Annotated in this window: 22 protein-coding genes and 1 pseudogene; 13 read left to right on the plus strand and 10 right to left on the minus strand. The window is 68.6% G+C overall.

Annotated elements, in window-relative coordinates:
* Window positions 1-1,355: 1,355 nt before the first annotated feature.
* Window positions 1,356-1,760: a transposase gene (locus tag ABT025_RS26755; protein ID WP_350999498.1), complete on the minus strand. Its 405-nt coding sequence runs from the start codon at window positions 1,758-1,760 to the stop codon at window positions 1,356-1,358.
* Window positions 1,761-2,435: 675 nt separating this feature from the next.
* Here ABT025_RS26755 and ABT025_RS26760 point away from each other — a divergent pair.
* Window positions 2,436-2,918, plus strand: a complete 483-nt coding sequence (locus ABT025_RS26760; RefSeq protein WP_350999501.1) for a hypothetical protein — start codon at window positions 2,436-2,438, stop codon at window positions 2,916-2,918.
* 67 nt (window positions 2,919-2,985) lie between these two features.
* On the opposite strand, the pseudogene ABT025_RS26765 reads toward ABT025_RS26760, so the two are convergent.
* Both ABT025_RS26765 and ABT025_RS26770 read right to left on the minus strand, forming a co-directional pair.
* A pseudogene (locus ABT025_RS26765) lies at window positions 2,986-3,225 on the minus strand (helix-turn-helix domain-containing protein); the annotation flags it as partial.
* A gap of 44 nt (window positions 3,226-3,269) precedes the next feature.
* A complete protein-coding gene (locus ABT025_RS26770; RefSeq protein WP_350999504.1) occupies window positions 3,270-3,893 on the minus strand; it encodes a hypothetical protein in 624 nt (207 codons plus the stop codon).
* A gap of 317 nt (window positions 3,894-4,210) precedes the next feature.
* Here ABT025_RS26770 and ABT025_RS26775 point away from each other — a divergent pair, with 317 nt between their 5' ends.
* Both ABT025_RS26775 and ABT025_RS26780 read left to right on the plus strand, forming a co-directional pair.
* On the plus strand, window positions 4,211-4,531 hold the full coding sequence (locus ABT025_RS26775) for a helix-turn-helix domain-containing protein (protein ID WP_350999602.1): 321 nt from the start codon (window positions 4,211-4,213) through the stop codon (window positions 4,529-4,531).
* The gene (locus ABT025_RS26780) at window positions 4,453-4,842 is read left to right on the plus strand and encodes a transposase family protein (RefSeq protein ID WP_350999605.1); all 390 of its coding nucleotides are present in this window, start codon (window positions 4,453-4,455) and stop codon (window positions 4,840-4,842) included. Before ABT025_RS26775 ends, ABT025_RS26780 begins: the two co-directional genes overlap by 79 nt.
* 181 nt (window positions 4,843-5,023) lie before the next feature.
* Here ABT025_RS26780 and ABT025_RS26785 read toward each other — a convergent pair whose 3' ends face one another.
* The 4 genes from ABT025_RS26785 to ABT025_RS26800 all read right to left on the minus strand — a co-directional run bounded on the left by ABT025_RS26785 (window position 5,024) and on the right by ABT025_RS26800 (window position 8,348).
* Entirely contained in the window at window positions 5,024-5,500 is a 477-nt protein-coding gene (locus ABT025_RS26785) for a DUF4265 domain-containing protein (protein WP_350999507.1), read from the minus strand.
* A 678-nt stretch (window positions 5,501-6,178) separates the two neighbouring features.
* A complete protein-coding gene (locus ABT025_RS26790; protein ID WP_350999510.1) occupies window positions 6,179-6,472 on the minus strand; it encodes a DUF1330 domain-containing protein in 294 nt (97 codons plus the stop codon).
* Window positions 6,473-6,504: 32 nt separating this feature from the next.
* On the minus strand, window positions 6,505-7,989 hold the full coding sequence (locus ABT025_RS26795; RefSeq protein WP_350999512.1) for an MFS transporter: 1,485 nt from the start codon (window positions 7,987-7,989) through the stop codon (window positions 6,505-6,507).
* Window positions 7,986-8,348: a MarR family winged helix-turn-helix transcriptional regulator gene (locus ABT025_RS26800; protein ID WP_350999608.1), complete on the minus strand. Its 363-nt coding sequence runs from the start codon at window positions 8,346-8,348 to the stop codon at window positions 7,986-7,988. Before ABT025_RS26800 ends, ABT025_RS26795 begins: the two co-directional genes overlap by 4 nt.
* Before the next feature lie 541 nt (window positions 8,349-8,889).
* On the opposite strand from ABT025_RS26800, the gene ABT025_RS26805 reads away from it, so the two are divergent.
* Window positions 8,890-9,390 (plus strand): SMI1/KNR4 family protein, encoded by a 501-nt coding sequence (locus tag ABT025_RS26805; RefSeq protein ID WP_350999515.1) that lies wholly within the window; start codon window positions 8,890-8,892, stop codon window positions 9,388-9,390.
* A gap of 96 nt (window positions 9,391-9,486) precedes the next feature.
* Here ABT025_RS26805 and ABT025_RS26810 read toward each other — a convergent pair whose 3' ends face one another.
* Window positions 9,487-10,641: an FAD-dependent oxidoreductase gene (locus ABT025_RS26810; RefSeq protein ID WP_350999518.1), complete on the minus strand. Its 1,155-nt coding sequence runs from the start codon at window positions 10,639-10,641 to the stop codon at window positions 9,487-9,489.
* A gap of 140 nt (window positions 10,642-10,781) precedes the next feature.
* Between ABT025_RS26810 and ABT025_RS26815 the strand changes: the two genes are divergently transcribed.
* The 9 genes from ABT025_RS26815 to ABT025_RS26855 all read left to right on the plus strand — a co-directional run bounded on the left by ABT025_RS26815 (window position 10,782) and on the right by ABT025_RS26855 (window position 23,203).
* Window positions 10,782-11,408, plus strand: a complete 627-nt coding sequence (locus tag ABT025_RS26815) for a TetR/AcrR family transcriptional regulator (RefSeq protein ID WP_350999521.1) — start codon at window positions 10,782-10,784, stop codon at window positions 11,406-11,408.
* Window positions 11,409-11,723: 315 nt separating this feature from the next.
* Window positions 11,724-12,557 (plus strand): hypothetical protein, encoded by an 834-nt coding sequence (locus ABT025_RS26820; RefSeq protein ID WP_350999524.1) that lies wholly within the window; start codon window positions 11,724-11,726, stop codon window positions 12,555-12,557.
* Window positions 12,558-13,400: 843 nt separating this feature from the next.
* On the plus strand, window positions 13,401-13,640 hold the full coding sequence (locus ABT025_RS26825) for a hypothetical protein (RefSeq protein ID WP_350999527.1): 240 nt from the start codon (window positions 13,401-13,403) through the stop codon (window positions 13,638-13,640).
* A gap of 918 nt (window positions 13,641-14,558) precedes the next feature.
* Window positions 14,559-15,842, plus strand: coding sequence for an ABC transporter substrate-binding protein (locus ABT025_RS26830; protein WP_350999529.1), 1,284 nt, complete (start codon window positions 14,559-14,561; stop codon window positions 15,840-15,842).
* A gap of 32 nt (window positions 15,843-15,874) precedes the next feature.
* On the plus strand, window positions 15,875-16,816 hold the full coding sequence (locus tag ABT025_RS26835) for a carbohydrate ABC transporter permease (protein WP_350999532.1): 942 nt from the start codon (window positions 15,875-15,877) through the stop codon (window positions 16,814-16,816).
* Window positions 16,817-16,829: 13 nt separating this feature from the next.
* Complete coding sequence (locus ABT025_RS26840) at window positions 16,830-17,657, plus strand: carbohydrate ABC transporter permease (protein ID WP_350999534.1); 828 nt, start codon at window positions 16,830-16,832, stop codon at window positions 17,655-17,657.
* An 89-nt stretch (window positions 17,658-17,746) separates the two neighbouring features.
* Window positions 17,747-18,748 carry a LacI family DNA-binding transcriptional regulator gene (locus tag ABT025_RS26845; protein WP_350999611.1) on the plus strand — a complete coding sequence of 334 codons (1,002 nt, stop codon included), beginning with the start codon at window positions 17,747-17,749 and terminating at the stop codon, window positions 18,746-18,748.
* A gap of 141 nt (window positions 18,749-18,889) precedes the next feature.
* Complete coding sequence (locus ABT025_RS26850) at window positions 18,890-20,824, plus strand: glycoside hydrolase 5 family protein (protein ID WP_350999542.1); 1,935 nt, start codon at window positions 18,890-18,892, stop codon at window positions 20,822-20,824.
* 51 nt (window positions 20,825-20,875) lie between these two features.
* Window positions 20,876-23,203, plus strand: a complete 2,328-nt coding sequence (locus tag ABT025_RS26855; protein ID WP_350999613.1) for a glycoside hydrolase family 3 N-terminal domain-containing protein — start codon at window positions 20,876-20,878, stop codon at window positions 23,201-23,203.
* Between the two features lie 464 nt (window positions 23,204-23,667).
* On the opposite strand, the gene ABT025_RS26860 is transcribed toward ABT025_RS26855, so the two are convergent.
* Together ABT025_RS26860 and ABT025_RS26865 are read right to left on the minus strand one after the other, a co-directional pair.
* Window positions 23,668-24,543: a geranyl diphosphate 2-C-methyltransferase gene (locus ABT025_RS26860; protein WP_502972033.1), complete on the minus strand. Its 876-nt coding sequence runs from the start codon at window positions 24,541-24,543 to the stop codon at window positions 23,668-23,670.
* A 16-nt stretch (window positions 24,544-24,559) separates the two neighbouring features.
* Window positions 24,560-25,873, minus strand: coding sequence for a family 2 encapsulin nanocompartment cargo protein terpene cyclase (locus ABT025_RS26865; RefSeq protein WP_350999548.1), 1,314 nt, complete (start codon window positions 25,871-25,873; stop codon window positions 24,560-24,562).
* Between the last annotated feature and the right edge of the window lie 26 nt (window positions 25,874-25,899).

Consider the following 25,899-nt stretch of genomic DNA (forward strand, 5'->3'; position numbering starts at 1 on the left):
AACGACGAGCAGACATCCACGAAGCCTTCCTCAAACTCGCCTGCTGCCTCATCACCCACCGACAGATCACCTCATTGTGTTAGCCGTTGTAAGAGCCGGGACTTCCGATCGGAACGGCGACCGTCGGCGGCGTGCTGGTTCCGCTCGATCGGCGCATGGCACTGATCATGGGCGAGTCCCCATACGGAGGATCTTCAACTTCCCGGCTCGGCCTCGATGGCGAGAACCCTTAACAGACGGCTCGTCAGGGGCGCCCGCGGAGCGGCCTTCCGTCATCCCGACGACAGCCCGCTCGAAGGACTTGAACTGCCTCAGCTCCCCGGCTTCACTCCGGGGCGGCATCCGGCGTTGTGGGTGACGGAGCGGTATGGCCGGATCGTGGTGCGGCGACTGGACGAAGTGTTCGACACGGGTCTCGATCGAGGGCCCGCTTCGGCATCAGACGTGATGCCAGACAAACCACCGACATTCTCCGTGAGTGAGTGCGAGACTGGATTGGTGAGTTCAGTCGTGGGGAGAGGGCGTGTGAGCGGTGATCGGCAGCAGAGGCAGGGAAGAGCGTCACGGCGCGTGACTACCATAAGAGCAGGGCGCTGGCGAACGACGCTGCCAGTGGGGCGCAGAGCAGATCGAACGCGCAGCTCAGTTCCCGGTGCTTGGTGGCGGCAGGCCTCGACATGGGGGTTAATTGGGGCCGCAGTGACAGTGACCACTGGCATCGCCTCCCTAGCATTTAATGGAGTGGCGACGTACTACGGGGCGAGAGTGGCGCAAGAGCAATTAAAGCAATCAATGGAAGATGCAGATAAGCAGAGTCGTGAACAGGCCAGCCGTGTGACCTATTGGTTGACTGCTGGCAGGTCGGAGTTCGACGGTCAGCTGCGTATCGCCAATCGTTCCCCAGATCCGGTAACAAACGTCTCGATCTCCATATCTCGGGACTCTATGCGGGGGTCCGTTAATTTTGGAGCAGTTCCTCCGTGTAGTCAATTGATTATCGAATGGAAGAAATTTTTCCGGCTGCCGGAAGGGGTGGACGGGGGGGACGTTAGATTCGGCCCGGGGATGACTTTCGCCGACAGAGACGGGATTGGGTGGATTCGGACGCCTGACAGTCTGAAGCGATACTCCCGGGTCACCCACGGTAGCGTTGCTGTTGATGGAAAATTCGCTGTTCAGTCAATCTCTCAGTGTGAATCGCTCGACAAACAAAGTGAGGGTGAGTGAATTTCCGCTGTCGTGTGATGCGCCGGCGCAGTGCGGGCCTTGACCCCGGATCTTGAACACGTCGATGTGGCTCGGGCCAGGGTAGTCGATGTTGTTTGGAAGGTGTTCTCGTAAGAGCTCGTAAACGATCATGATCGGGCCTTCTTGAGGCGTCTCCAGCAGAGGCTGCAGGCGAGGGAGACGAAGGCGTCGTGGAGTTCGGTGCGGCGTTCCCGTCGGACGGCGAGACGTTTGAGGTGGTGGAGCAGGGCGAAGGTTTGCTCGACGACGTAGCGGAACTTGCCCAGGCCCTTGATGTCCGGTGATCCCTTGCGGGAGATGACGGGCAGGATCTGCCGGTGACGCGTCTCCTCGCGGTGGGCGTTGGAGTCGTGGCCGTTGTCACCCAGCATGGCTTTCGGTTGTCGGCGGGAACGGCCGGGGCGGCCCGCGACGGGTGGGATCCCGTCGACCAGGGCGCGGGTCTGGGTGACGTCGCTGATGTTGGCTGCAGTCGTGATCACCTTGAATGGGGGGCCAGCGTCCGCTTTCATATCCTGAAGACAGACACGCCGTTTCCCTGCTTGATCCAACTTGAGCCTCAGCACCTCAAGGGTCACAGGAGACGGCGTGCTTCACGTATCAGGGCAGGTCAGGACACCCACACATACGGCAGGAGAGCCCGAAAGGGGGCGCCGACACCGGTCCGTCGCCGGTCGACCGGCAGCAAGCACCATCTGATCTGCGACGGACGTGATGACCCAAAACATGGTGGTCGAGGGCGTCCGGATCGATGGGAACGAACAGGGTGTGATCGTGTCAGTACGCCCTGATGCCCGTCGTCGTGGTCGGTGCGGACAGTGCCGCCGTCCGAGCCGTCGTCGCCCTCGAACTCGCCACCTGATCAAGACGGAAAAGGCTCAGTGACTGCCGAAGCTCCGATCAGGCTCCGGAAAGTTGCCTGAAAATGACCAGAGCAATCTTGGTGCGGTTGACAGCACGGCGTCGCGGGAGAGGCATCGCCTCCCCTGGAAGGCCTGCTGCTCGTCAATCCGATCAAGACGCTCAAGCGCCAGATGTTCGGCCGAGCCGGTTTCAGCCTGCTACGCAAGCGCGTATTGCTGGCACCTGACAAATAGCCCCGGCTCTCAGTGATAGGACGTCACTCTGCGGAGAGACGATGAGAGGGCGACAGCGTGGACGCAGTAGTAGCAATCAGCCTGATCCGCATGGCCGCTGCAGACTTGGCCAGGGCCCCCTGGCAGCGCCCCTCGGACGCCTATCTGGTCCAGTTGGGCCTGGACGCTCTGATGGCCGACATCGAGGCCCCCTCACTTCCCCTGCTGGTCGGCCTCGCGCCTGGTGAGTACTACCCCCAGGCCCGAGAGCTGTTCAACCTTGTGTTGGAAGAGTTGGGTCTGCTGCCGCTGGCTTCGGACGATCTTGCGAAGGCGCGATGGGCCGCGGCCCAGTGGTGGGCCGGCCAGATCGTTGCGTGCCGACTCGATCCCGTACACGGAGCCAAGCTGATCTTTCAGGAGTCTGCAGCCGAACTCGACTACCCCGACGCGTTGCAACCCATCGCTGATCTGGTGATAGAACTCCACCTGCAGAACGATCAGCTTCCGGACCAGCAGCACATTCGCGAACGGGTCACCTCCGCGGCGCGAGACCTTCTCGCCGCACAAGCGCACCAGAACCACAGCCTTTGAGTTACGCGCCGCATGACCCACCATGACCGGCTCACGGAAAACGAGCCAGAGCCACCAGACATGGGACTGCTGCAGACTTCGAGACACCGAACAGCGGCGCGATCTGCCGTATCGCCAAGTTCGTCCGCCAGTACGCCGCAACCAGCAGCGCCCGGTCCGCCAGCGAAAGGCTCCACGGCCGGCCCTTGCAGACCCCATCCGCGCCCTCGCGCCGCAGCACGGTCACCAGCTTGCCGAAGGAACGCGGAGTCAGCCCGGCGAACGGGGCTATCCAGGAAGGCTCCGACGCCGCAATCACACCAGCCATACCAAGATCGTCCCATTGGGTGACCAGCGGCTATGGCCCGTCGTTTAACTGCCGCTCAGCGGCGAGCCCCATGCAGGATCGTGTCGCGATCTTCTCGTCAAGCGGGTAAGCAGGTGCTCCGCTGTGCTGGAGGCGGTGTCTTGCGGTGCTCCGGCCGAAGTCAGGGCGGCGCTGAGCCTCGCCTGCGCTTCCTCCGGCACGTCCGGGTCGGTAAGGAGGGGAAGAACTAGCAGGAGACGGGCGGCCGTGTCCTCGACACCTTCGGCCGCAGGGGACGGGGTATCGGCGATGCGGACCAGTTCGTGCCACGTCAGCCCGGTCCCTGACAGGTCTCCTTCCCAACTGGCGACCTGCTGGGCGTAGCTCCGGCCTGGATGGGTGAAGAGGTAGTCGATGCCGTAATCGCCGACCAGGTTGCGGTAGATCACCACAGCTCCGGGACCGTCTGTCGCGGGTACGCGGAACACCGGCCAGCGTTCGGCATCGAAGAGGATCTCGGACAAGGCGTCGGTATCGGCCCCGTCATCGCCGAACCACTCCGGAACAGGACGCGCAGTGCGTGACCCATCGCTGCACACCGCCAGGAGGTAGTTCGACCAGAAGCCCGGGCGAGCCAGCAGTGATTCACCCGCAACCAGCGGGCCGTCGTCGTATCCCTCGATCAGCACCCCTGGATCCTGTCACTGGCCACTGACACGGTTCGACCCAGGATCGGTGCGGAGGCACCGCCCAGTTACGGGACAGCCCTTGCGAACTCGTGCACGGTTAGCGGTGAGACGTCGAGCCCTGGATCGTCGATCATGGCTGTGCGGTGGGGAACGTAGCGCGCGCAGCGATCATCAGCGACCGGAGGATCACGGGTCTGTCGGCCGCTGTGATCGCTGAACTCGTGGCCGAGGTAGGACCGTTGTGGCGTGAGCGGCACCAGGCCGGGCTTGCGTCCCGGCCGCGGAAGCGTGCCGTGGGCGCCGGTGCGAAGCACCGCATGGTCTTCGTCGACCGGCTCCTGGCCACGCTCGTGCACCTTCGCCACGGAGTGACTCATGACGTGCTGGCCTGCTGGTTCGGCGTAGACCGCTCGACCGTCACCCGCGCCATCGGCGAGGTGCGGCTCCTGCTCGCCGAGCGAGGATGCACCATCAGCACCGACGTGCGGCTGCGCACCCTGGCCGAGGTCATTGACCATCTCGGCCAGGCCGGAACACCGGCATCATCGACGGCACCGAGATCCGTGTCCGCCGCCCGGCCGTCGGCCGCAAGGACCGGGACAAGTTCATCTCCGGCAAGAACAAGCAGAACGCCGTGAAAGCGATGGTGTTCACCTACAGGGACGGGCGGCTGCTGTTCTGCAGCCCGACCAGACCCGGAAGCTGCGCGGACATCACCCACGCCCGCGAGTTAGGGCTGGTCAAGCTCCTGGCCGACGGTCCAGCAGTCGAGATCCTCGCCGACGCCGGCTACCAGGGGCTCGGTGCACAGACCGGCGGACGCGTCGTGACGCCTCCGCACATCAAGTTCAAGAAGAATGCCCCGGACTGGTACGAAGAGATGCACGAGCGCCGGCGCAAGGCATACTCCTCCCGACGCATCGGGTCGAGCACGGAATCGCCCACCTGAAGAACTGGCGGGCACTGACCCGTCACCTCGGCCGCCGCGAGCACATGGACGACACCGTCCAAGCCATCGCCAGCCTCCTGTCCCAGCAACAGACCGCAGACCGGATCCTGGCTTGGCAGACGTGAGTACCGAGGCCCCACCGACGCCGTCGACGTCTCACCGCTAACCGTGCACGAGCTCGTTAGGCGCTCCACCACTCCTCCGTGCCGCAGCCGATTTCGTGGTGCCACCATCCTTCTTCTTCCCCTTGGCCCAGCAGCTTCTTGATCCCGGCGAAGTCGGCGCCGGCCGGTGCAGTGAAGGCCACCATGGGGAACTCCGCGCTGAAGACTTCACCGCCCAGGCCGAATGCCGATAGGCGCTGGTGTACGGCCCGTGCGCTGCGGCCCAGCGGACCGGACGGAACGGGCACTACCCGGATCGTGCAATTACCTGAGGAACTGACCTGCTCGGCGGCCCAGTGGAGCCCGTCGAGCCCCGTTTCGTACCGCACGATGTCGCCCTCGGCCACACCGTTCTGAAGAAACGGGGCATTCTCCACGCGGGCCGTGTCCTCTCCAAGCCTCGTCGCCCACAGCCCTTCGGTGTCCTGCGGGAACCAGCCCTCGCGCGGGACGAACCGGAACCAGACCTTGATCTTCTCTGCCGCGTTCTCCATGAAGTCATCATGAGCGGTCCGCCTTCAGGGCTCAGCATGGGGCCTGGCCTGCGTGCCCCTGTTCCCACCAGCCCGCTCCGTCACAAGAACGAGGAACAGTGCGGCTCCTGGTGTCCCTCGTGGTGACTTCGGAGGAGCCCCTGCGGCTGCGAGCCCACCTACCGGGGACCTTCCTGGACCTGAGTTCCTGACCACGACCGCACCGGCGGAATGAAGGCAGCTTGTCTCGCCTTGTCCGCGAGGCCGCCCCCTGACACTCTCCTCAACGGCGCGAGAAGATCACCAAATCCTCGCTGGAACGGGTCGACCCGGACGAGAGCGCTGAACAGCAGAACATTCCACGCGCGCGCCGGCGCCGCAGACGCGGCACGAAGCACGTGGCGTGACCGACAGGCCGGCCGCGGCCCCTGCCACCGACGCCGTCGCCCGTCCACCACGAGACCATCGGCTCCCACCTGAACCGCCTCGCCGACGCCAACCACCTCACCATTGGCTGCCGCTCGCGCCTGCCCGGCCCATCCCGCCAACACTGCCGCGTCGACAGCCGAGTCGACCATTGGACCCCAGACGCACTGCGACTGCTCGCGACTTTGACCGGCCGGAACCCGTCATCCCTGGTCCGCGCAATGCCGCCGCCCGGCACCCACCTCTCCACCGAGCTGGCCCTCATCGACGCGGTCAGTCGATGCCTTCGACGATACGGAAGTCGCGCTCGACGCCGTCCGAGAGGGCGACCAGCGCCTCCTGATAGGCCGCACTCTCACGCGCCGCGACGGCCTGCTCGAAGCTGTCGAACTCGATCAGGACGGTACGCTCTGCGATTCCGGCGTCAGCCGCCACGACCCGACCGCCACGGACGAGGAGCCGACCGCCCCCGAGCCGAACGGCCGGACCGGCCAGCTTGTTGTAAGCAGCCAGCTTCTCAGGGTCCGAAATGGTGCGGTAGACGCTGACCCAGTAGCCCTTGGGCATGGAACCTCCAGTGATGGGATGAGTGATGTGACTTACGGGTTGGTACCGGGCGAGCGTCGGCAGGCGAGAGCGAGGCTTGTCAGCGTCGTGATCGCCATGGCGCCGATGCCGAGCAGCGCCGCGGTCGTGTAGGCGCTGTCGTCGGGGAAGAGGCGGCCGGGGCCTGTGCCCGCGGCGAGGAGCAGGCCGCCGATGGCGCTGCCCAGGGAGTACGCGAGGCTGCGGACGACGTAGTTGAAGCTCATGGCGCTCGACGTCTCGCTCTTGGGGGTGACGGCCAGGATGACGCCGGGCATCGCGGCCGAGAAGCCGCCGACGCCGAAGCCGAGCACGCCCATCGCCACGAACAGTTCGGCCAGGTTTGACCGGGCCGCCGCGAACAGCGCGAACCCGCCGCCGACCACGACGGCGCTGCCGGCCAGGAGCAGGGGGTCGGCGATCCGCGTCCGGACCCGCGGCGTGAGCCTGCCGGCGACGAACCCCAGCACCGAGAACGGGATGAGGACCAGCCCGGCGACGAAGGTCGTCAGCCCGAAGCCGTAGCCGGCGCCGTGCGGCGTCTGTGCGTACCGGGTGATGAGCGTGAGCAGGAGGTACATGCCGATCCCGCCGAGGAACATGGCGAGGTTCGCCCCGGCGACCGCCGGGTGCCGCACCGCCCGCACATCGACCAGAGGCGTCGTGCTGCGCAGCTCGACGACGGCCCAGATGCAGAGCAGCACCACTGCGACGACGGCGAGGCCCGCCGCCACGGCGAGGTGCCGGCTCCACAGATTCCGTTCGCCGGCGAGGAACAGCAACAGGAGCAGGGCAGCGGCCAGGACGACCGCGCTTGCCACGTCCACGTGGGCGGAGCGGCCTTCGGGGGCTTCGGGCATGGAGCGCCACGCGGTCAGGAGGGCGGCGGCGGTGACGACCAGGCCGAGGCCGTAGGCGGCCCGTACCCCGCCGAGCTCGGCGAGCAGTGCGGCCAGCGGGTAGCCGACGCCGGCCCCGATGATCGAGACCACCGAGATCAGGGCGATCACGGCCGTGCTGCGCTCCTCGGGGAGGTGGTCCCGGGCCACGCCCATCATCAGCGGCGTCAGCCCGAGCCCGACGCCCTGGGCCGCCCTGCCGGCCAGCAGCCACGCGAACGGCAGCGGCAGCACGGTGAGCGCGCTGCCGACGACGACGACCGCCAGCGTGGCGAGGATCGTGGCCCGCCGGTGCGGGCCGGCTCCGAGTCGGCCCAGGACCGGCGTGGCGACGGCGCGCCGGTGCGGGCCGGCTCCGAGTCGGCCCAGGACCGGCGTGGCGACGGCGCCGCTGAGCAGCGCGACGGTCAGCGTCCACTGCGCGCTGCCGAGCGAGACGTGGAACGAGGTCGCCACGCTGGTGATGAGCGGCGTCCCGAGGCTGGCGACCGCGGCCACGACCAGAGCGATGAACATCAGGGCGGGGACCAGCAGCCGTGCCTCGGAACGCGCCACCGGGAACGCCTTCACCGCAGCCCCGCCGACCGGCTGCCCGGTCACTGCTTCGGTCCTTCGCGGTCCTGGCTTTCGAGCTCTGCCAGATGCTTCAGCGCCGGGAGGGCCGCCACCAGCACCTCGACTTCGTCGCCGGTGAGATCGCCGATCAACCGCTCGAAGGCGTGGACGCCCGCCTGGTGCCGCGTCCGGACATAGGAGGCGCCGGCCTCGGTGAGGCAAACCAGCGTGACCCGCTTGTCGGACGCGTCGCCCCGCCGCTCCACCAGGCCGGACTCCTCCATCACGCGGACCAGGGTGGTCATCGCGGGCTGGGTGACACCCTCGACCGCGGCGAGATCGGTGATGCGCCGCGGGCCGGTCCGGTCCAGGGTGGCCAAGGTGGCGGCGGACGTCAGGCTCATGTCCCGGGGCAGGCGTCTCGCGGCCCTGGTGGCCAAGCTGTAGAGGGCTGACCCGATGGCGGCGGACGCGCCAGGAGTGGTGTCTTGACGACTCATACCCCAAGCATAGCGTTTTTATATTCATAGTTTATGGAAATGGTCGACTGTGTGAATCCTGGAGCAGGGCGTCTCACCACCCTGACGATGCCCAGCTCAGGAACTACCGGTCTCGCCATGACCGATGAGACACGAACCCGGCGCCGCGCTCAGCCCGTTCCGAAGCCCGGGCCTCCACACTCTGAGTCGAGACCCAACCCGTCACCCCCAGGCCGGCGGCCCTCTCGTCAAGATCTAATGAGATGGGACACCCGCTCAGACGATCTGGTCCGTTACACCGGACCTTGAGCGCGCTGGTCAGGGACCTGGGCAGGACGGGACGCGGCGCGAGCGCCACCGGTAGCCGCGTAGCGCGAAGGTGCGGCGGACCGGGCACAGACGTCATTGTTACGGTCGGCGGATGGAGAACTGGGACGAGGGCGGTGTACGCGCTCGTATACGGGACATGGCGGCACGGGACCCGGAGCAGTCACGTTTCGGGGCGGGCACACACCGGTACGAGCTGGCTCCAGTTCTGCCGGAGGCGGAGATCAGCGCGTTCGAGGAAGCCCACGGCATCAATCTGTCGGAGGAGTACCGGTCGTTTGTCGCGGAGGTGGGAAACGGGCCTGCTGGGCCCGGCCACGGTTTGATGCCGTTGACCGTCCCTCGCCCGGAGGCAGGCGAGGACTGGGCTGTGGACGACGAGTGGGAAGAAGACCGACGGCCTGGGCGACTCGCCGAGCCGTTCCCCCTCACCGAACCCCTGCCCGGCCGAATCGGCGCATCGACCGGTGAGCTGACCGGGGGCACGCTCATGCTGGCCGAAGAGGGCTGCGGCATCTACATCAGGCTGGTCTTGAACGGCCCACGAAAGGGCGAGGTCTGGCGGCTCGACCCGGATTGGGGTGGCTTCGTCCCGGCGAGCGCCTGCTTTCGCACCTGGTACACGGAGTGGCTGCAGTAGTTGACCCAGCCACTCAACCGAGCGGGGGTACGACGACCGAGGCGAGGAAGACCCGGAGCCGCTACTCGAACCGCTGGCTGGGGGTTCTGTGCGGGCTCAGGACTGGGCGGCGCAGACGTCTTCGTGGTCGCCGGTGTCGGGGAGTTCGGTGGACAGAAGGTGTTCGGCGCCGCCTTCGAGGATTCCGGCTGTCTCGGTGGAGCGGGGGAGCATGGTCTGCTCGTACATGCGGATGGCGTCGTCGACGGTCGGGGAGTCGGCGAGAGCCAGGGCGAGTTCGCTGGCATCGAGCATGGCGAGGTTGACGCCGACGCCCAGCGGGGGCATGAGATGAGCGGCGTCGCCGAGCAGGGTCACAGTCGGGTTGTGCGCCCAGGTGTGCGGGACCGGCAGAGCCAGGATCGGGCGGTGGACGTAGGGACCGTCATTGTCGGTGATGAGCCGGCGCAGGCGGGGCGACCAGTGGGCGTACCGGTCCAGGAGCAGGCCGCGGATGGCGTCTGTGTCGCCGGCCGTCAGGCTGCTCCGGCCGATCCAGTCGACCGGGACACGCTGGATGAGGTAGACGCGGATGTGGTTTCCACCGTTGCGCTGGGCGAACATGCCGCGTTCGCCGTCGGCTGCGTGGGCGCCGCCTTGACCGACCAGTTCGGCGATGTCGGGGTGGCTGTTCTCGACGTCGTTGAACCATGCCTCCAGGAAGCTCACCCCGGAATACTGGGGGGCGGCGGGGGACACGGCGGGGCGCACCCGTGAGAAGGCCCCGTCGGCCCCGATGACCAGATCGGTCTCGACGGTGGTGCCACCGGTGAAGTGCAGCCGTCGGGGACCGTCGGCAGGACCGCTGACCCTGTCCAGGGCGCGGCCCCACTGGACGGTTCCCGACTGCAGGGAGTTCAGCAGCAGGTCTCGCAGCTGACCGCGGTCGATCTCAGGCTTGAAGAGCTCGTCGGCCTCGGGCACCTGGTGGGAGGTGATGGTGCCGCTCGGGTCCAGCAGACGCATTTCCTGCCCCTCGGGGCGGGCCAGCTTGGAGAAGTCCTCCAGGAGGCCGGCCTCGCGCAGGGCGATCTGGCCGTTGTCGGCATGCAGGTCCAGGGTGCCGCCCTGGTTGCGGGCGTCGGGGCCCGCCTCGCTGTCGAAGACGGTGACCGCTATGCCGCGCCGCTGCAGGATGCGGGCGCAGGTCAGCCCGCCCGGTCCGGCACCGATGATGCTGATCCTGGCCTGAGTGGGTGCTACGGAGTTCATGGGGCCCGCCCTTCTCGAGTGCCGATGCACGGTTCGGTGCCGCGGCGGTGTCCAGCACTGCTGTCATAGTTCCAACAGATACAAACATACAACAGTTCCAAATATGGTCCAGTTCGAATATTCGGAGTATGGTTCGCGGCATGGACGAGACGATCGACAGAGCAGCATCGGGCGGGCGGCGCGCGCGCAAGAAGGCCGCCACCCGACAGGCGCTGGCCGACACGGCGCTGCGGCTGTTCCTGGAACGCGGCTACGAGCGGGTGGGCGTCCGTGAGATCGCCGAAGTCGCCGACGTCTCGGTTTCGACCCTGTTCAACTACTTCCCCCAAGGCAAAGAGGCCCTGGTCTTCGACGAGGACGCCGACAACGAGGACGCCCTGATCCGCGCGGTCACCGATCGGCCCCCGGGGCAGACGATCCCCGGAGCCCTGCGGGCGCACCTCACCGGGTTCGTCACCTCGCCTCACACCCACGACCCACGCTTCGCCGAACTCCAGCAGCTCGTCCAGCAGACCCCGGCCCTGCGTGAGTACGCCCGTGCGATGGCGCTGCGTCACGAGAATGCCCTGGCCCTGGCCCTGGCCGACCAGACCGGCCGACCGCACGACGACCTCCTCTGCGCCGCCTACGCCCGATTCACCCTGGAGACCCTCGCCTTCGCCGGCACCCGCCCCGACCCTGCCGCCGCCATCGACCAGGCGTGCCTCCTGCTCGACCAGGGCTGGACGACCACCGTCGCCGCCGCACACGACCCCGAACCCGCTTGAACCGCAGCCGGCGGGGACCGTCGGGCACAGGGCTGCCCCGTTGGTCACTCGGCCCGATCGCGGCAGTCGGCCGGCACCACGGCAGTCGGGTGCCAGTTGGTGGATCACCGAGGAAGCGGCCGCGCCCCGGCCGCGCCCCGGCGACGCGCCACAGGGGGAAGCACTCTTCGAGACCCAACTGGTGTTCCACAGCTACGGATTGTGGGTGCTCCGCAGAACCTGAGGCAGAACGTTCGCCGTGAACAAAGCCGTGCGGGTGTGGATTTGCGGGGGCCACCGCCGACCACTTCACGCTGTTCGCTAGCATCCCTTCGCATGATGAGGCGGGGGTGGCGACTGGGTGTCGTGGCAGTGCTGGTCGCGATATGTGTCTCCGGTTCAGGACGCCCGGAGGTCATCCGTACGGTGTCGGACCTCGGCCCCTTGCCGGCCGACCGCTACGACTACACGCCGCAGGACTACCAACGGTCGCAGCGGGCCTCGGCGTTGCTGGTCAGGCAGTGCATGGGGGAGCGCGGCCACTCGGACTTCCCGCTCGACGCCCGTTACCCCAGCGACCCCATCGTCGCCACCGCGGTCAGCACCGACTACGGCGCCCTGGATCTCGCCACCGCCCGCCGTTGGGGCTATGGCTGGGACCCGGCGAAGTCCCGGGCCTTCCGGCCGATGGGCCGCCGGATGACCAATGCCGAGTATGCGGACTTCCCCGCCTGCAATGCCGACGCGAGTCGTCGGCTGATGCGTGGCATCGATCCAAAGCGGGACTGGCTCTACGCAAATACACGGGCGATCGAGATCGGCGAGGCGGTCAAGCGCGACCCCCGCCTCCGCGCGGCTTGGGACGCGTGGTCCCGCTGTGTGGCAGAACAAGGGTTCACGCGCTATCCAGACCCCGTCGCGGCCTACACGGACCCCGTCTGGCAGCGGGGCAGCGACGGCAACACCCGGCATACGCAGCGAGAGCGTGCCACCGCCGTAGCCGACATCACCTGCAAGCGCCGCCACCACACGGCCGAACTCTGGCATGCTGCACGGGCGCGGAAGCAGGCCGCGGACATCACACGGCACCGTGACCACTACGCCGCCGGACTGCAGGCGCTGCGCACGTACCGGGCCACCATTGCCGAGGTACTGCGAAAGCTCGGCTAATGCTCTGACCGCAAATAGGTTCACCGATTTGGTGATCCGTGATGCCAGGAGCCGAGCTTCCACAGCCAGGCGTCACAGTTCAGCAGCGGGGCCGGGAGGACGCATGGCGGCGGTCGACGTTCCTGGGCCGGAGTCGGACTGGGAACTCGTGCCGGAGTGTCGGGGCGGCAAGTGGCTCGCGGCATTCCAGGGGCAGCATGTGGGAGTGCGCGCGAGCAGCCCGTCTTTCGAATGGTTGCCGGCCCGGCGCCGCCTGGCCGCACGGCTGTTGAACCTCGAACGGGCTGGGAGGTCCCGGGGTCGGTGGGCTTGGCCATGTTCCGTATCCAGAAGATCGACTTCATGCTCAGTCGGCTGGAGGGCAACCCGTGTCCCGATGTTTCGCCTGGGTCGGTCCGCGCTCAGTCTGACGTCGAGGCAGCTCGACACCCTGCCCGATGCTCTCGGCATCCAAAGGGAAGCAGTTACCTTCCAATTCCACGACAACGGTGAGGCCGGAGAGTTCGAACGTGCCGTTGTTCACCGTGGCAGTCAACAGTTCCGGGCAGCGGATGAAAACGACTGTGGCCGACCTGCCTGGGCCTGGGTGAATCACCAATACAGAGCCTACGACGTGTATCACCAGGCAAATGGGGTGAGTGAAGCACCACTGGGTGCGAGGAATGGGCGCTGGACCCGGGGTTCCGAGCCGGCTCCGAAGGCGCAGCGCCCATGTCCGTCACCATTCGCGGAACTCCTGACAGCCACCCACTCTGAAGTGGACGAGGCCTTCTGGTGGAGCCGGAGGGTCAGACACGGGGGATCAGGGATTCGGGGATTCGGCGAAAGGAATATGCCACGCGCATGCGCAGAGTACTGGGCCTCGCAGCCGCCACAGCAACGCTCGCGGGCGCGAGCGCCTTCGGTGCGGCCACTGCTACGGCCGCGCCGGATCCGAACCTGGCCGTTACCGAGGCGGGATGCCTGGAGCAGGGAGGAAGCGTCGCGCTCGACGCGACGCTCGGCAGGTGGTGCGTGTTCCCTGACGGCCACCTGGTCGTGATCTACAGCCCGGCTGCGGACTTCGAGCTCGAGACCCCTTAGCGGGCATCCGATCCGCGTAGTTGCTGGCGCGGGACAACGCCGTGACTGCGCTGGATTGGGCGGTCGTCGGACGAGGCGTGAACGTTCGTCGGCCCTACGGCAGTGATGTCTCCGACCTCGTTTGGCTCTGACCGGACCGGGCTTCATCGCCTGTCGAGCCGGGCGACCCGGTCCGGAACGGCAGCTCGGGTCCATGGCCTGCGAGAGATCGTCAACGCGGTCTTCCGCGGGAACCGCACGGGCAGTCGGCATGGCACCGACATTCCACGGGCCTTGCCCCGCACGACTTCCGCACAGCCACCGCCGCTCGGCAGGACCGCGACCTGCGACTCGTCAAGGGGATGCCTTCAGGCGGGAGCGGCCCCGGTCGGTCGACCTGCGGTGGGGATCGACCGACCGTGGCCCCGTGAACTACCTCAGTGCCGCGGTCGTGCCTCTCTTCGTATCCGGCTGGATCGGTGTGGAGATGTGCCACCTCGCCAACTCGCCAGCGCCAGGCGTGGATCGGGCCTTCGGGGCGGCCGCCCGCTGCGGCGGCTGCGGGCGTAACCGGAGGACACTCTGGCCGGGAGCCGGGAGCCGGGAGCCGGGAGCCGGGAGCCGGGATCTGGGACCAGGGACCAGCCCGGGATGCCGCCGCCACGATCACCGTCATCACCTCCGGGTGGACGCCGCTCCGGTCTGCACCCGGACGCGCCGAGACGGCGGGAGGCCAGGAGGCAGGAGGTGGTGGTGGGCACGGGGTGTCCCGGGGCGTCTCAGGGAACGACGGGACGGCCTCAACTCGACAGAAATGTCCGTATTTTCGCCATGTGCAACCGGGGGTTGACCGTTCCGGTAAGTGGCTCTAGGTTTCTCGCAGCCCACTGGTACATCGATTAACCACATGGTTAACGTCCTGGTTGGAGACATCCCGCTGTGCGCTCATCCCTGAGCCGGCGCGGTTTCCTCGCAGCAGGCTCCGGCCTTGCTGCGGCTACCGCTCTGTCCGGCTGCTCCACACTCGCCTCGGCCGATTCCGACCCCGGCACCCTGCTCGTGCACACCCAGCTCGGCACCACCGCGCCCGGTTCTCCCACCTACAAGGCCGTCGTCAGGACGTTCCACGAGGAGAATCCGGACATCCGGATCAAGAACCTCGTCAACGGGGACGACCTTCCCCAGGTGTACGAGACCTCCCGACTGGCCCGCAAGGAGCCGGACGTGGTCATGGTCAACCTCTACGACAAGACCCTGGCCTGGACCGATGTCGGGGCCACCGTCGATGTGAAGGGCTATCTCGACGACTGGGGGCTCCGTGAGCGCGTCCTGCCCGCCGCCATCGAGGAGTGGACCGACGCCAAGGGGAGGCTCCGCGCCTTCCCGTACTTCGCCGCCAACTGGCCCGTCGCGTTCAACACCGCCTTGCTCGGGCGGGCCGGCGTCGACTCCGTACCCACCACCGGTGACCAGCTGATCGGGGCCGCGCGCAGACTCCGCGCCAAGGGAATCGCCCCGGTCACCGTCGGCGGCAACGACTGGACCGGGCAGAAGCTGCTGGCTCAGATCATCCAGACCTTCCTCACGCCCGACGAGGCGCGGAAGGTCTACACGAGCGGCGACTTCAGCGGCAGCAGGGGAGCCCGCGAGGGCATCGACTACTTCGTCCAGCTGCGCGACGCCGGCGTTTTCGCCGACAAGGCGCAGGGGCTGACCTCGGACATCATGACCACGCAGTACAACACCGAGGCGGCGGCCATCCAGTCCGCGATGTCCTCGGCGTTGGCGAAGGTCGCACCGAAGGCGGCCGGACACACGGAGATCGGTGGCTGGCCACTTGCCCCCGGCGCCTCGCACAGCAAGCCCACCATCCTGCGCTCGCACACCCTCATCGGATTCTGGATCAGCCCCAACGGCGTCAAGAAGCTGTCGTCGGTCGAGAAGTTCCTGCGCTTCATGTACCGCCCCGAGACGGTCTCGCGCTTCATCACCGAGAGCGGCCGGGACATGGCACTCGTCACCGACACCGTGAGCAAGGACTTCCCGCTGGTGGCCAAGGCCCAGCAGCTCGGCGACGGAGTCGGCCAGGTACTCCTGCCCGACCTCTACGTCCCCCCGACGGCCACTCAGCCACTGATCACGGCGACCAGCACCGCCTTCACCCGGGGGACGAGCGCGGCCGCCGTGCGTTCCGCCCTCGAATCCGCCTACCGCACGGCCTGATCCGCGCGCCCGAGCCCTCTGCGAGTCCCTTCATGACGTTGCTCTCGTCCGCCCCGGGCGGCGCCTCGGTCCGCCGGCCGGCCCCGCCCTCGCCCCCTCCCGCCCGGCCCGCCCGCCGAAAGCAGGCCGGGATCGTCCTCGCCGTCCCGGCACTGGTCTGGTACCTCGTCTTCATGGTCGGCCCTCTGGTCGCCATCTTCGTCATCGCCGCCCTGCACTGGCCGGGGATGCTCCAACCGGTCTCCTTCGCAGGTCTCGACAATGTCCGGACGGTCCTGGACGACCCGGTCTTCTGGGACTCCGTCGGGAACACCGCCACCCAGTTGGTCGTCGCCCTGCCCGTGATGATCGTGTGCGCGTACATGCTCGGGTACTACGTCGCGCAGAAGCCGCCGGGCCACCGTGTCCTTCGCTACCTGCTCTTCATCCCGGGGCTGATCTCCACTCCGGCCAAGGCGATGGTCTTCTACGCGGTCCTCTCGCCGGACGGACTGCTCAACGGAGCACTCGACAAGGCAGGTCTGGGCTCGCTCACCGATGCCTGGCTCGCCTCCCCTTCCACCGCCCTGTACTGCCTCATCGTCCTCGACGTGTGGAGCGGCATCGGCTTCACGGCCGTGCTCTTCGCCGCCCGCCTCGGCAGCGTGCCGGACGAGATAAGCGAGGCCGCCCAGCTCGACGGCGCCGGCCACTGGCGCGCCATGTGGCGCATCCACTTCCCCGTCATCCGCGACTTCGTCGGGGTCGTGACCATGCTTCAGTTCCTGTGGACGCTGTTCGGCTCCGCCCAGAACGTACTGCTGCTCACGCAGGGCGGCCCCGGAAGCTCATCGACAACGTTGTCCTTCCTCGTCTACCAGAAGGCGTTCATCGCGGCCGACCTCGGCTACAGCCAGACCGTCGGCGTGGTGCTGTTCCTGGTCGGTCTGGCCGGGCTGCTGACCATCCGTCGCGTCTTCCGCCAGAACTACTGATCGGAGCGGTTCCATGAAGTTCGGAAGGTCCTGGCTGCCGGCCCACATCCTCGCGTGGCTGTACGCGGCGCTCCTGGTGGTGCCGCTCTACTACCTGCTGGTCTCGGCGTTCAAGACGAACGACCAGATCTTCGGCAGCCCGTTCTCCCCGCCCACCTCGTTCTCCCCGCACAACTTCGGAGAGGCGTTCTCCTCCGCGGACCTCGGGCCGGCCATCGTCAACTCGGTGCTCGTCACCGTGGTGGCGCTGGCGCTCACCCTGGCACTCGCCATCCCGGCGGCCTTCGCCATCGCCCGTACCGAGGGACGCGTCGGCGCCCTCGTGGAGCGGGTGTTCTCGCTGGGGTTCCTGGTCCCCACGTTCGCCGCGCTCTTCCCCACGTTCCTGCTTGCCGCAGCGACCGGACTCTTCCACACCCGCACCTTCATGATCTTGTTCCTGCCGGCCACGGCGATGCCGCTGTCCGTCGTGATCCTCGTCCAGTTCATGCGGACGATCCCGCGTGAGATGGAGGAGGCGGCCCGCATGGACGGCGCCTCCACCTTCGCCGTCCTGCGGCACATCTACACCCCGATGTGCATGCCCGGGATCGCGACGATCCTCCTGCTGAACTTCCTGACGTTCTGGAACGAGTACCTGTACTCCCTCGTCATCATCGGGCCCGACCCCGAACAGCGCACCGTGCAGGTGGCGCTGCCCACCCTCAAGTCCCTGACCGGCACCGACTACGGCATCCTGACCGCGGGCACGGTACTGACACTGGTCCCCGTCTGGGCGGTGTACACCGTGCTCCAGAAGCGCATGCAACAGGCACTCGTCAGCGGGGCGGTGAAGATGTGAAGGAACGTCTCAAGGGGCGTACCCAGGAATCGGACGGCACGGCGGGCACGCCACCGGCCCCAGGCGCCGGCCGTCCCACGATCAAGGCCGTGGCCGCCGCGGCCGGAGTCTCCACCGCCGCGGTCTCCCAGGCCGTCAACGGCACCGGCCGGATCTCAGAGGCCACCCGCCGCCGGGTCCTGGACGCGGCCGCCGAACTGGGCTGGTCGCCCAGCGCGTCCGCATCGGCCCTGCGCCGCTCCCGGACCCGCACGATCGCCCTCGTCGTCAGGCGCCCCACGGACGTGCTCGGAGCCGACCCGCACTTCAGCGAACTGATCACCGGCCTCGAGGGCGAACTCGCCCCCCGGGGCTATGGCCTCCTGCTTCATCTGGTCGCCGACATCGACCAGGAGAGCGCGCTGTACGAACGGCTGGTCGCGGAGGGCCGCATCGACGGAGCCGTACTGACCGACGCGCGCGCCGAAGACCCGCGCCCGCACCTGCTGCGCGAACTCGGCCTGCCCGCCGTCCTGCTGGGTGCGCCCGACTCCGAGTCACCGGTGCCCGGCGTCGGTCTCGGTCAGCAGGACGCCGGTGTCCGTGAGGCTGTCTCCCACCTGCTGGAACTCGGCCACCGACGCCTCGCGTACGTCGCAGGCCCGGCCGAACTGGTGCACACCCGGCTGCGCCGCGCCGCCTTCGAGGAGGCGCTCGCCATGGCCGGGCTGAGTCCCGTGGCCGTCCGGCACACCGACTTCACCGAACAGGCGGCCGTCGCCGTGACCGAGGAACTGCTCGACCTGCCCGACCGGCCGACCGCGCTGGTCTTCCCCAACGACTCCATGGCGGTCTGCGGCATCGGCACGGCCCAGCGCCGCGGGCTCCGGGTGCCCGAGGACGTGTCGGTGGTCGGTTACGACAACCTGCCGCTCGGCCGCTGGCTCCACCCCCGTCTGACCACCGTGGACCAGCAGGTGCAACGGGTCGGTGCGGCCGCCGCCCGCGCGCTGCTCCTCCGCTGCGGCGAGGACGTGCCGCCACCGGTCCTCGACGGACGCCCGAGCCTGGTCGTCCGGGAATCGACCGGCCCGCTTCCCGCCGGGTTCTGAGGCATGAGTTCCCCACCGCACATGGCCCGCGGCCCACCCCTCACGGCCCCCGCTCCGTCCTGCGGCTTCGGCCCGGCCCACACCGCCGTGCGCCCGCCGCACCGATCCACCCCCGCACATCGAAGAGGTCAGGACCCGACCATGCGACGCCACAGCGCCCAGCTCACCCACGACTCCGCCGTTCTTCCCTGGCTCGGCGCCAACTTCTGGTCCCGCACCGGCGGTCCGCTGATGTGGCGGAACTACGACCCGAAGACCGTCCGCGAGGAACTGGCCGTCCTGCGCGACCACGGACTGAACATGACCCGGTCCTTCTTCTACTGGCCCGACTTCCACCCGGAGCCCGGACGGATCGACGAGGAGCTGTGCGAGCGCTTCCGCGACTTCCTGGACGCCCACACGGAGGCGGGGATGGGGACGGTCCCCACCTTCATCGTCGGCCACATGTCGGGCGAGAACTGGGACCCGGCCTGGCGAGGGAACCGCGACCTGTACGAGGACGTGTGGCTCGTCGGGCGTCAGGCATGGTTCGTCTCCCAGATGACCCGCCGCTTCAAGGACCACCCCGCGGTCACCGGCTGGCTGATCACCAACGAGATGCCGGGCTACGGCCGGATCTACCAGGTCGACCCGCCCTCCAGCGATGTCGTCACCGCCTGGGCGCAGTTCATGTGCGACGCGGTGCGCGCGGCGGGCGGCACCCAGCCGGTCTCGCTGGGCGACGGCGCCTGGGGCATCGAGGTCACGGGCCGGGACAACGGCTTCTCGCTGCGGGACACCGCCGAGTACGTGGACTTCGTAGGGCCGCACGTCTACCGCTCCGACACGGACCGGCCGCGCCAGCACTACCGTGCCGCGTTCGAGTGCGAACTCGCGGCGGTGACCGGCCAGCCCGTGGTGCTGGAGGAGTTCGGGCTGTCGACCGACACGGTCTCCGCGGCCAACGCAGGAGTGTTCTACCGGCAGACCCTGCACAATTCGCTGCTCGGCGGAGCCACCGGCTGGATCGCGTGGAACAACACTGACTACGACGACCTGTGGGACCGGTCACCGTACGACCACCACCCCTTCGAGATGCACTTCGGCATCACCGACCGCACCGGCCTGCCGAAGGAACCGCTGCGGGAACTGGCCGGCTTCGCCGAGGTCCTGAAACAGGTCGACTTCACCCGCTGCCGCCGCACGGACGCCGACGCCGCCCTGGTCGTCCCCGCCTTCCTGGAGCGCGGCTACCCGTACAGCCGGCCCGCGGACCGCCCGTTGATCTTCACCTCCCTCCACCAGGCGTACGTGGCCGCGCGCGGCGCGGACCTGCCCGTGGCGTTCGCCCGGGAGGCCGACGGGCTGCCCGACGACGCAGCGCTGTACCTGCTCCCCTCGACGCGGCAGCTGACCACTCGTACCCGGCGGGCGCTGGAGCGCCGGGCCCGCGAGGGCGCCACGGTCTACCTGTCGTTCTGTTCGGGCGAACACCCGGCGACACGTGGCCCGTGGTTCCACGATCTGGACGGACTGTTCGGCGTGGAGCTCCAGCTCTCCTACGGTGTCGCGGAGCCGGTCGAGGACGACGTGCTCGAGATGACGTTCACGGAGGACTTCGGCTCCATAGCCGCGGGCGAGACCCTGACCTTCCCCGTCGCCGGGAACGAGGACAGCCGCGCCTACCTGCCGGTCGTCCCGACCGGGGCGCGCGTCGTCGCCACCGACGCACACGGCCGCCCGGCCCTGCTGTGCCACGAGACGGGCGAGGGCCGCACGGTTCTGGCCACCTACCCGTTGGAGCACATGGCCGCCCGGACGGCCCGGGCCAACCCGGAGCAGACGCATCGGCTGTACGCGGCGCTCGCCGAACTTGCCGGGGCCGCACGGCCGGTGACAGCGGGCTCGCCGTACGTCGCCGCCGACACGCTGGTCCGCGAGGACGGCACCCGCTTCGTCTGGCTGGTGAGCCAGTCGGCCGAGGAACTCACCGTCCGACCGTCGGCGGACGGTGAACTGCGCGAGCTCACGGGAGGCGACCCTGTGGTGGATGTGGTGATCGCCCCGTACGGGGTGCGCGTCCTCGAACTCCGCTGACCGGCTCCGCCCGCCCCACATGCTCCATCGCCCATGAAAGCGAGCCACCCGATGTCCCAGCCGCTCTTCCGCGATCCCGAGGCGCCCGTGGCCGCCAGGGTGCGCGACCTCCTTGTAAGGATGACCCTCACGGAGAAGGTCGGGCAGGTCAATCAGCGGATGTACGGCTGGGACACGTACCAACGCAACGCCTCGGGCCACGGCCTGACCGAAGCCTTCCGCGCCGAGGTCGCCGCCTTCGACGGGATGGGCGCGCTCTACGGGCTCCAGCGGGCCGACCCCTGGTCCGGCGTGACCGCGGCCACGGGCATCGGCGCCGCGGACGGTGCGCGTGTCTCCGACGCCGTGCAGCGGCACGTCGTGGAGACCACCCGGCTCGGGATCCCCGTGCTGCTGGTCGAGGAGATGCCGCACGGCCTCCAGGCACTGGACGGCACACTGCTGCCCGTCAACCTGGCGGTCGGTGCCACCTGGAACCCGGACCTGTACGAGGAGGCCGTCGCACTCGCCGCCGCGCAGCTGCGGTCACGCGGCGGCCACGTCGCGCTGGTGTCCGCACTCGACCTGGTGCGCGATCCGCGCTGGGGCCGCGCGGAGGAGTGCTTCGGCGAGGACCCCTACCTCGCGGCGCGGTTCACGGAGGCCCTGGTGCGCGGTGTCCAGGGGCCGCCCGGAGAATTCATCGGGCCGGACAGAGCGGCCGTCGTCCTCAAACATTTCGCCGGCCAGGGCGCCACGGTCGGCGGCCGCAACAGCGCCGCCACCGAACTGGGCGCCCGCGAACTGCACGAGATTCATCTGGAGGCCGCCCTGGCGGGAGTCAGAGCCGGGGCGGCAGGCGTCATGGCCGCGTACAACGAGTTCGACGGCATCCCGTGCGCAGCCAACCGGGAACTGCTCACCGGCATCCTGCGTGAACGGTGGGGATTCACCGGTCTCGTGATGGCGGACGGGCTGGCGCTCGACCGCCTGGTGCGGCTCGCAGGCGACCCGGTGGCGGCGGGTGCCATGGCGTTGGAAGCGGGGACGGACCTGAGTCTGTGGGACGACAGTTTCCCCCGCCTGGAGGAGGCCGTGCGGCGGGGCCTTGTGGACGAGGGCGCTCTGGACATCGCGGTCGGCCGGGTGCTCGCGCTGAAGTTCCGGCTCGGCCTGTTCGAGAATCCGTACACGGGGGAGCGCACCCCCGCGCCGGGGCCCGAGCGGCTGAGCGAGCGCATCGCCCGGGAATCGGTCACGCTGCTCACGCACGACGGCGGGACACTCCCGCTCGGCGAACACGCACGGCGGATCGCGGTCATCGGCCCGAACGCCGACTCCGTGCCGCAGCAGATCGGCGACTACACCGCGCCCCAGCGGCCGGGCACGGGCATCAGCGTCCTCGACGGACTCAAGGCGGCGGCACCCCGGGGCACGGAGATCGTGCACGCCCGGGGGACCGGTCTCGTGGGCGGCGACCTGTCGGGCCTGCCCGACGCTGTCGCGCTCACTGCCGGGGCCGATGTCGCGGTCGTGGTGCTCGGCGGATCGAGCGCCCGCGAGTCGGGAACCCGCTTCGACGCCAACGGGGCAGCGGTCGTCACCTCGGGCAACCCTGTCGAGATGACCTGCGGCGAGGGCGTGGACCTGGCGGAACTCTCCCTTCCGGAAGGTCAGTCGGCGCTGCTCGACGCCATGATCGCGACAGGGACCCCTGTCGTAGTGGTGCTGGTCCAGGGCCGTCCGCACGCGCTGACGGACCTCGCCGGCCGGGCCGCCGCGGTGCTGAGCGCCTGGTATCCAGGCCCCTGGGGCGGGCGTGCGGTCGCGGACGTGCTCTTCGGCACGGCGGACCCTGTGGGGCGGCTGCCCGTCTCGGTGCCCCGCTCCGCCGCTCAGCTGCCCGTGCACTACAACGGCAAGGACCACGGCTACCGCGGCTATGTCGACCAGCCCGCGACCGCCCGCCACGCATTCGGCCACGGGCTGAGCTACACGACGGTCGAGTACGGCACCCCCCGTCTGTCCCGGACGTCTGTCCCGGCAGCGGAACTCACCGCAGACGCAGCGAACACGACGCATGCCACATCGCAGCCACTGGTGTGCACGGTCGACATCCGCAACACCGGCGGCCGGCCGGTGCGGGAGACGGTGCAGCTCTACGTGCGCCGGGTGACAGGTGGTACCTCGTGGCCGCGGGTGCGGGAGCTGCGTGGCTTCGCCCGGGTCGTTCTCGAGCCCGGGGAACGGGCCGAGGTCTCCTTCGCAGTGGAGGCAGGGACCCTGGCCTCGGTCACGCGCGATCTGGAGCGGGCCGTGGAGCCTGGGGAGTTCGAGATGGAGACGGGCCCGTCCTCCGACCGGACCCGCGGAGTCCGGCTGACCGTACTTTCCGGCTGACCGTCCTTTCCGGTCGGCCCGGCTGGCGCCGACGCCCGGCCCCGCTGCCGTCATGGCGAAGCGAGGCCGGCCGGGCTCGGCGCACCTCGTACGCCGCGTGTGACGCGGAGCCGGTACGGACGAAGGTCGAGGCGGTGTGTGCCATGGCCGACGCGGTCCTCAGCATCCCTGCCGAGCACCGCCGACGGACCGCTCGGCAAGGTCACACAACCCCAGGCCACGGCTGCGGATCGTGCGCCGGGCCATCGGCTTCAGCCTGGTCCGGGGCACGGAACAGGCCGCCGTCTCCCGCTTCCGCCCCCGACGGACCAATTCCGCCTCGGCGCCCCTCGTTCCGGCACGCACCGTCCCCGCGGTCGCACTCAGCCGGAAGGGACGAGGAGTCGCCCGAGCGGCAGGGGGCACGGCCATGGCGGTCGTGAAAGTGGCCGTGCCCCATGAAGAGGACCCGTGTCGACTGCCGGTCAGACCCGGTCGGCGGCGATGAGAAGGTACTGGAAGGAACCGTCCCTGTAGGAGTTGATGAAGGCGTCCTCGATGCCCGTCACCAGCGAAGACGTCGCCCGCAGCTCCCAGTAGGGCAGTGTGTCGGGGGTGAGGTCGATGACGGCCTGGGGCACGAGGCGGTTGTCGGCCATGGCCCGCAGGTACTCGCGGCGCGAGTGGATGTTGCACTCGAAGTGCGCGTTGATCTGCGAGACCCACTTCGAGGGCTGGCCGTACCGCGGATTCCAGCAGCCGGTGATGGTCACATAGCGGCCACCGACCGAGAGGACACGAGAGTGTTCGGCGAAGAGGTCATCCAGGTCGACGTACATACTCGACTCGTTGTTCCACGAGGCCGCGGCCGACCCGGTCTCGAAGGGCGTGGCGAGCATGTTGCAGACACGGGCGCGGACGTGGTCCTGGATGCGTAGGTCACGGGCGCGACCATTGGCGAATTCGGCCTGTTTGGCCGACAGCGTGACACCTTCGACCTTGCACCCGAAGCGTTGGTGCGCCATCACCATCGAACCGCCGCGGCCGCAGCCGGCGTCCACCAGGGTGTCGTCCCGCCCGATGTCGCCGAGGTGCCCCAGCAGGAACTCGGCCTGGGCCGACTCCAGCCTGTGGAGTTCGGCGATCAGCCTCTTCTCGCTCGCGCTGTCCGCGGTGTCGCCGAGCGCCGCGTGGTCGACTTCACCGATGCCGTAGTGGTGGTGGTAGAGGCCGTCGACATCGCCGAGGCGCAGGTTCACGGGCCTGGCCTCCCCGTCCCAGTAGCGGGCGATGTCCCCCTGATAGGGCGTCGCCGGGCCGGGGATGCGCACGGTGGTGGCGGTGAGTTCGGTGTGGGTCACAGATGTGTCCATTCTCTTACCAGAAGTCGGGCAGGCTGTAGCGATAGGTGTTGGACCGGTGCCAGTGGTGGTTGCCGTCGACCCAGGCGGCCACGCCCCGGAGGAAGCGCTGCACGTTGGGCACGGGGCACGCGACGGCAAGCGCCGCGGCTTCGGTCTCGAAGTCGTGCATGAGGTTGTTGTGGACCTCGACCGACTTCAGATAGGCGTCCCGGTCGGACAGGCCCTCACGTTCGGCGATGACGACGGGAAGGTTCAGATGCTGGCCGGGAGTGTCGAGTTCCTTGGTGTACGAGTACAGGTCGTTCACGATCGTCGTCGCGTTTCCCGCGAGAGCGATGACCTTCTGCATGTCCGCCCGGGCATGCAGGTCCGCGGGCAGTTCGTAACCGCCGACGGTGTCGGTGATGGTCGGGCAGGGGCGGAAGTTGTTGAACTGGCGCATCGCCAGGTACTCCCACACCTCCGGGACGTGGTCCGTCTGGGCCCAGGCCGCTTCGGCGAGGTACCCCATGTGCAGCCGCGCCATGTCGTGCCGTAGCCGGTCGGCCTGGGAAGGGCCGGCCGCCCGGACGAAGTACTCCATGGCCGAGCGGTACGCGCGCCGCGGCGCGTCCGCATGGAGGGACTTCGACCACTGCGGCTGGTACTCCTGCGTCGTGTACAGGGGGTCGAGGGCGGTGTGCGCCAGGAGCAGTCGTTCGCCGAGGCCGACGGGCGAGCCGCCATGGTCCTCGCAGTAGCAGTCGTCCACCGCGTTCTCCGCCACCATCAGCCGTGTGGCGAGCATCAGATGCTCGATGGTGGGCGCGTCCGGATGGCAGCCGACCATGTACCGCCCCACGGAGAAGCCGTCGAACTGGTCCTCCCACTCCTCGGGATATAGAGCCACCTCGTCCAGCGCCCAGGCCTTGATTCTTCGGCTGACCTCCCCGACCCGCACCGGGTCGGGTTCGGCGATCGGGTGGTAGTACAGGCCCGGGACCGGTCGGCCCTCCGCCGCGTCCACGGACAGCTCCGAAGACGCCGGCGGCTCCTCCTCCCGCCGGACAAGACGGAGGCCCGCCGTCCCCAGGCCGCTGGGGCCGCGCAGGATCCGTTCCAGGCCGCTGCTCATGGCAGGCGCCTCGGCGGGCGACACGTCGGGAGGAACCGGCGCGGGTGCGGATCCCACGGGCGGTGCGGGCGGAAGAAGCGCGCCGGGCGGGCCGCCGATGGCAGCTTTGATGTCGCGAGCCCGGCTCACGGCGTCGGACAGTACATGCGCCCCGAAATGGGAAGCGGCCTCCGGCAGACTCGATTGCGGAGGTGTCAGCTCAGGCGCGGGCATCCATGGCTCCTCGGTGGGTGGGTGGG

This window comes from Streptomyces sp. NPDC002809, from assembly GCF_040295435.1.
GTDB lineage: Bacteria > Actinomycetota > Actinomycetes > Streptomycetales > Streptomycetaceae > Streptomyces.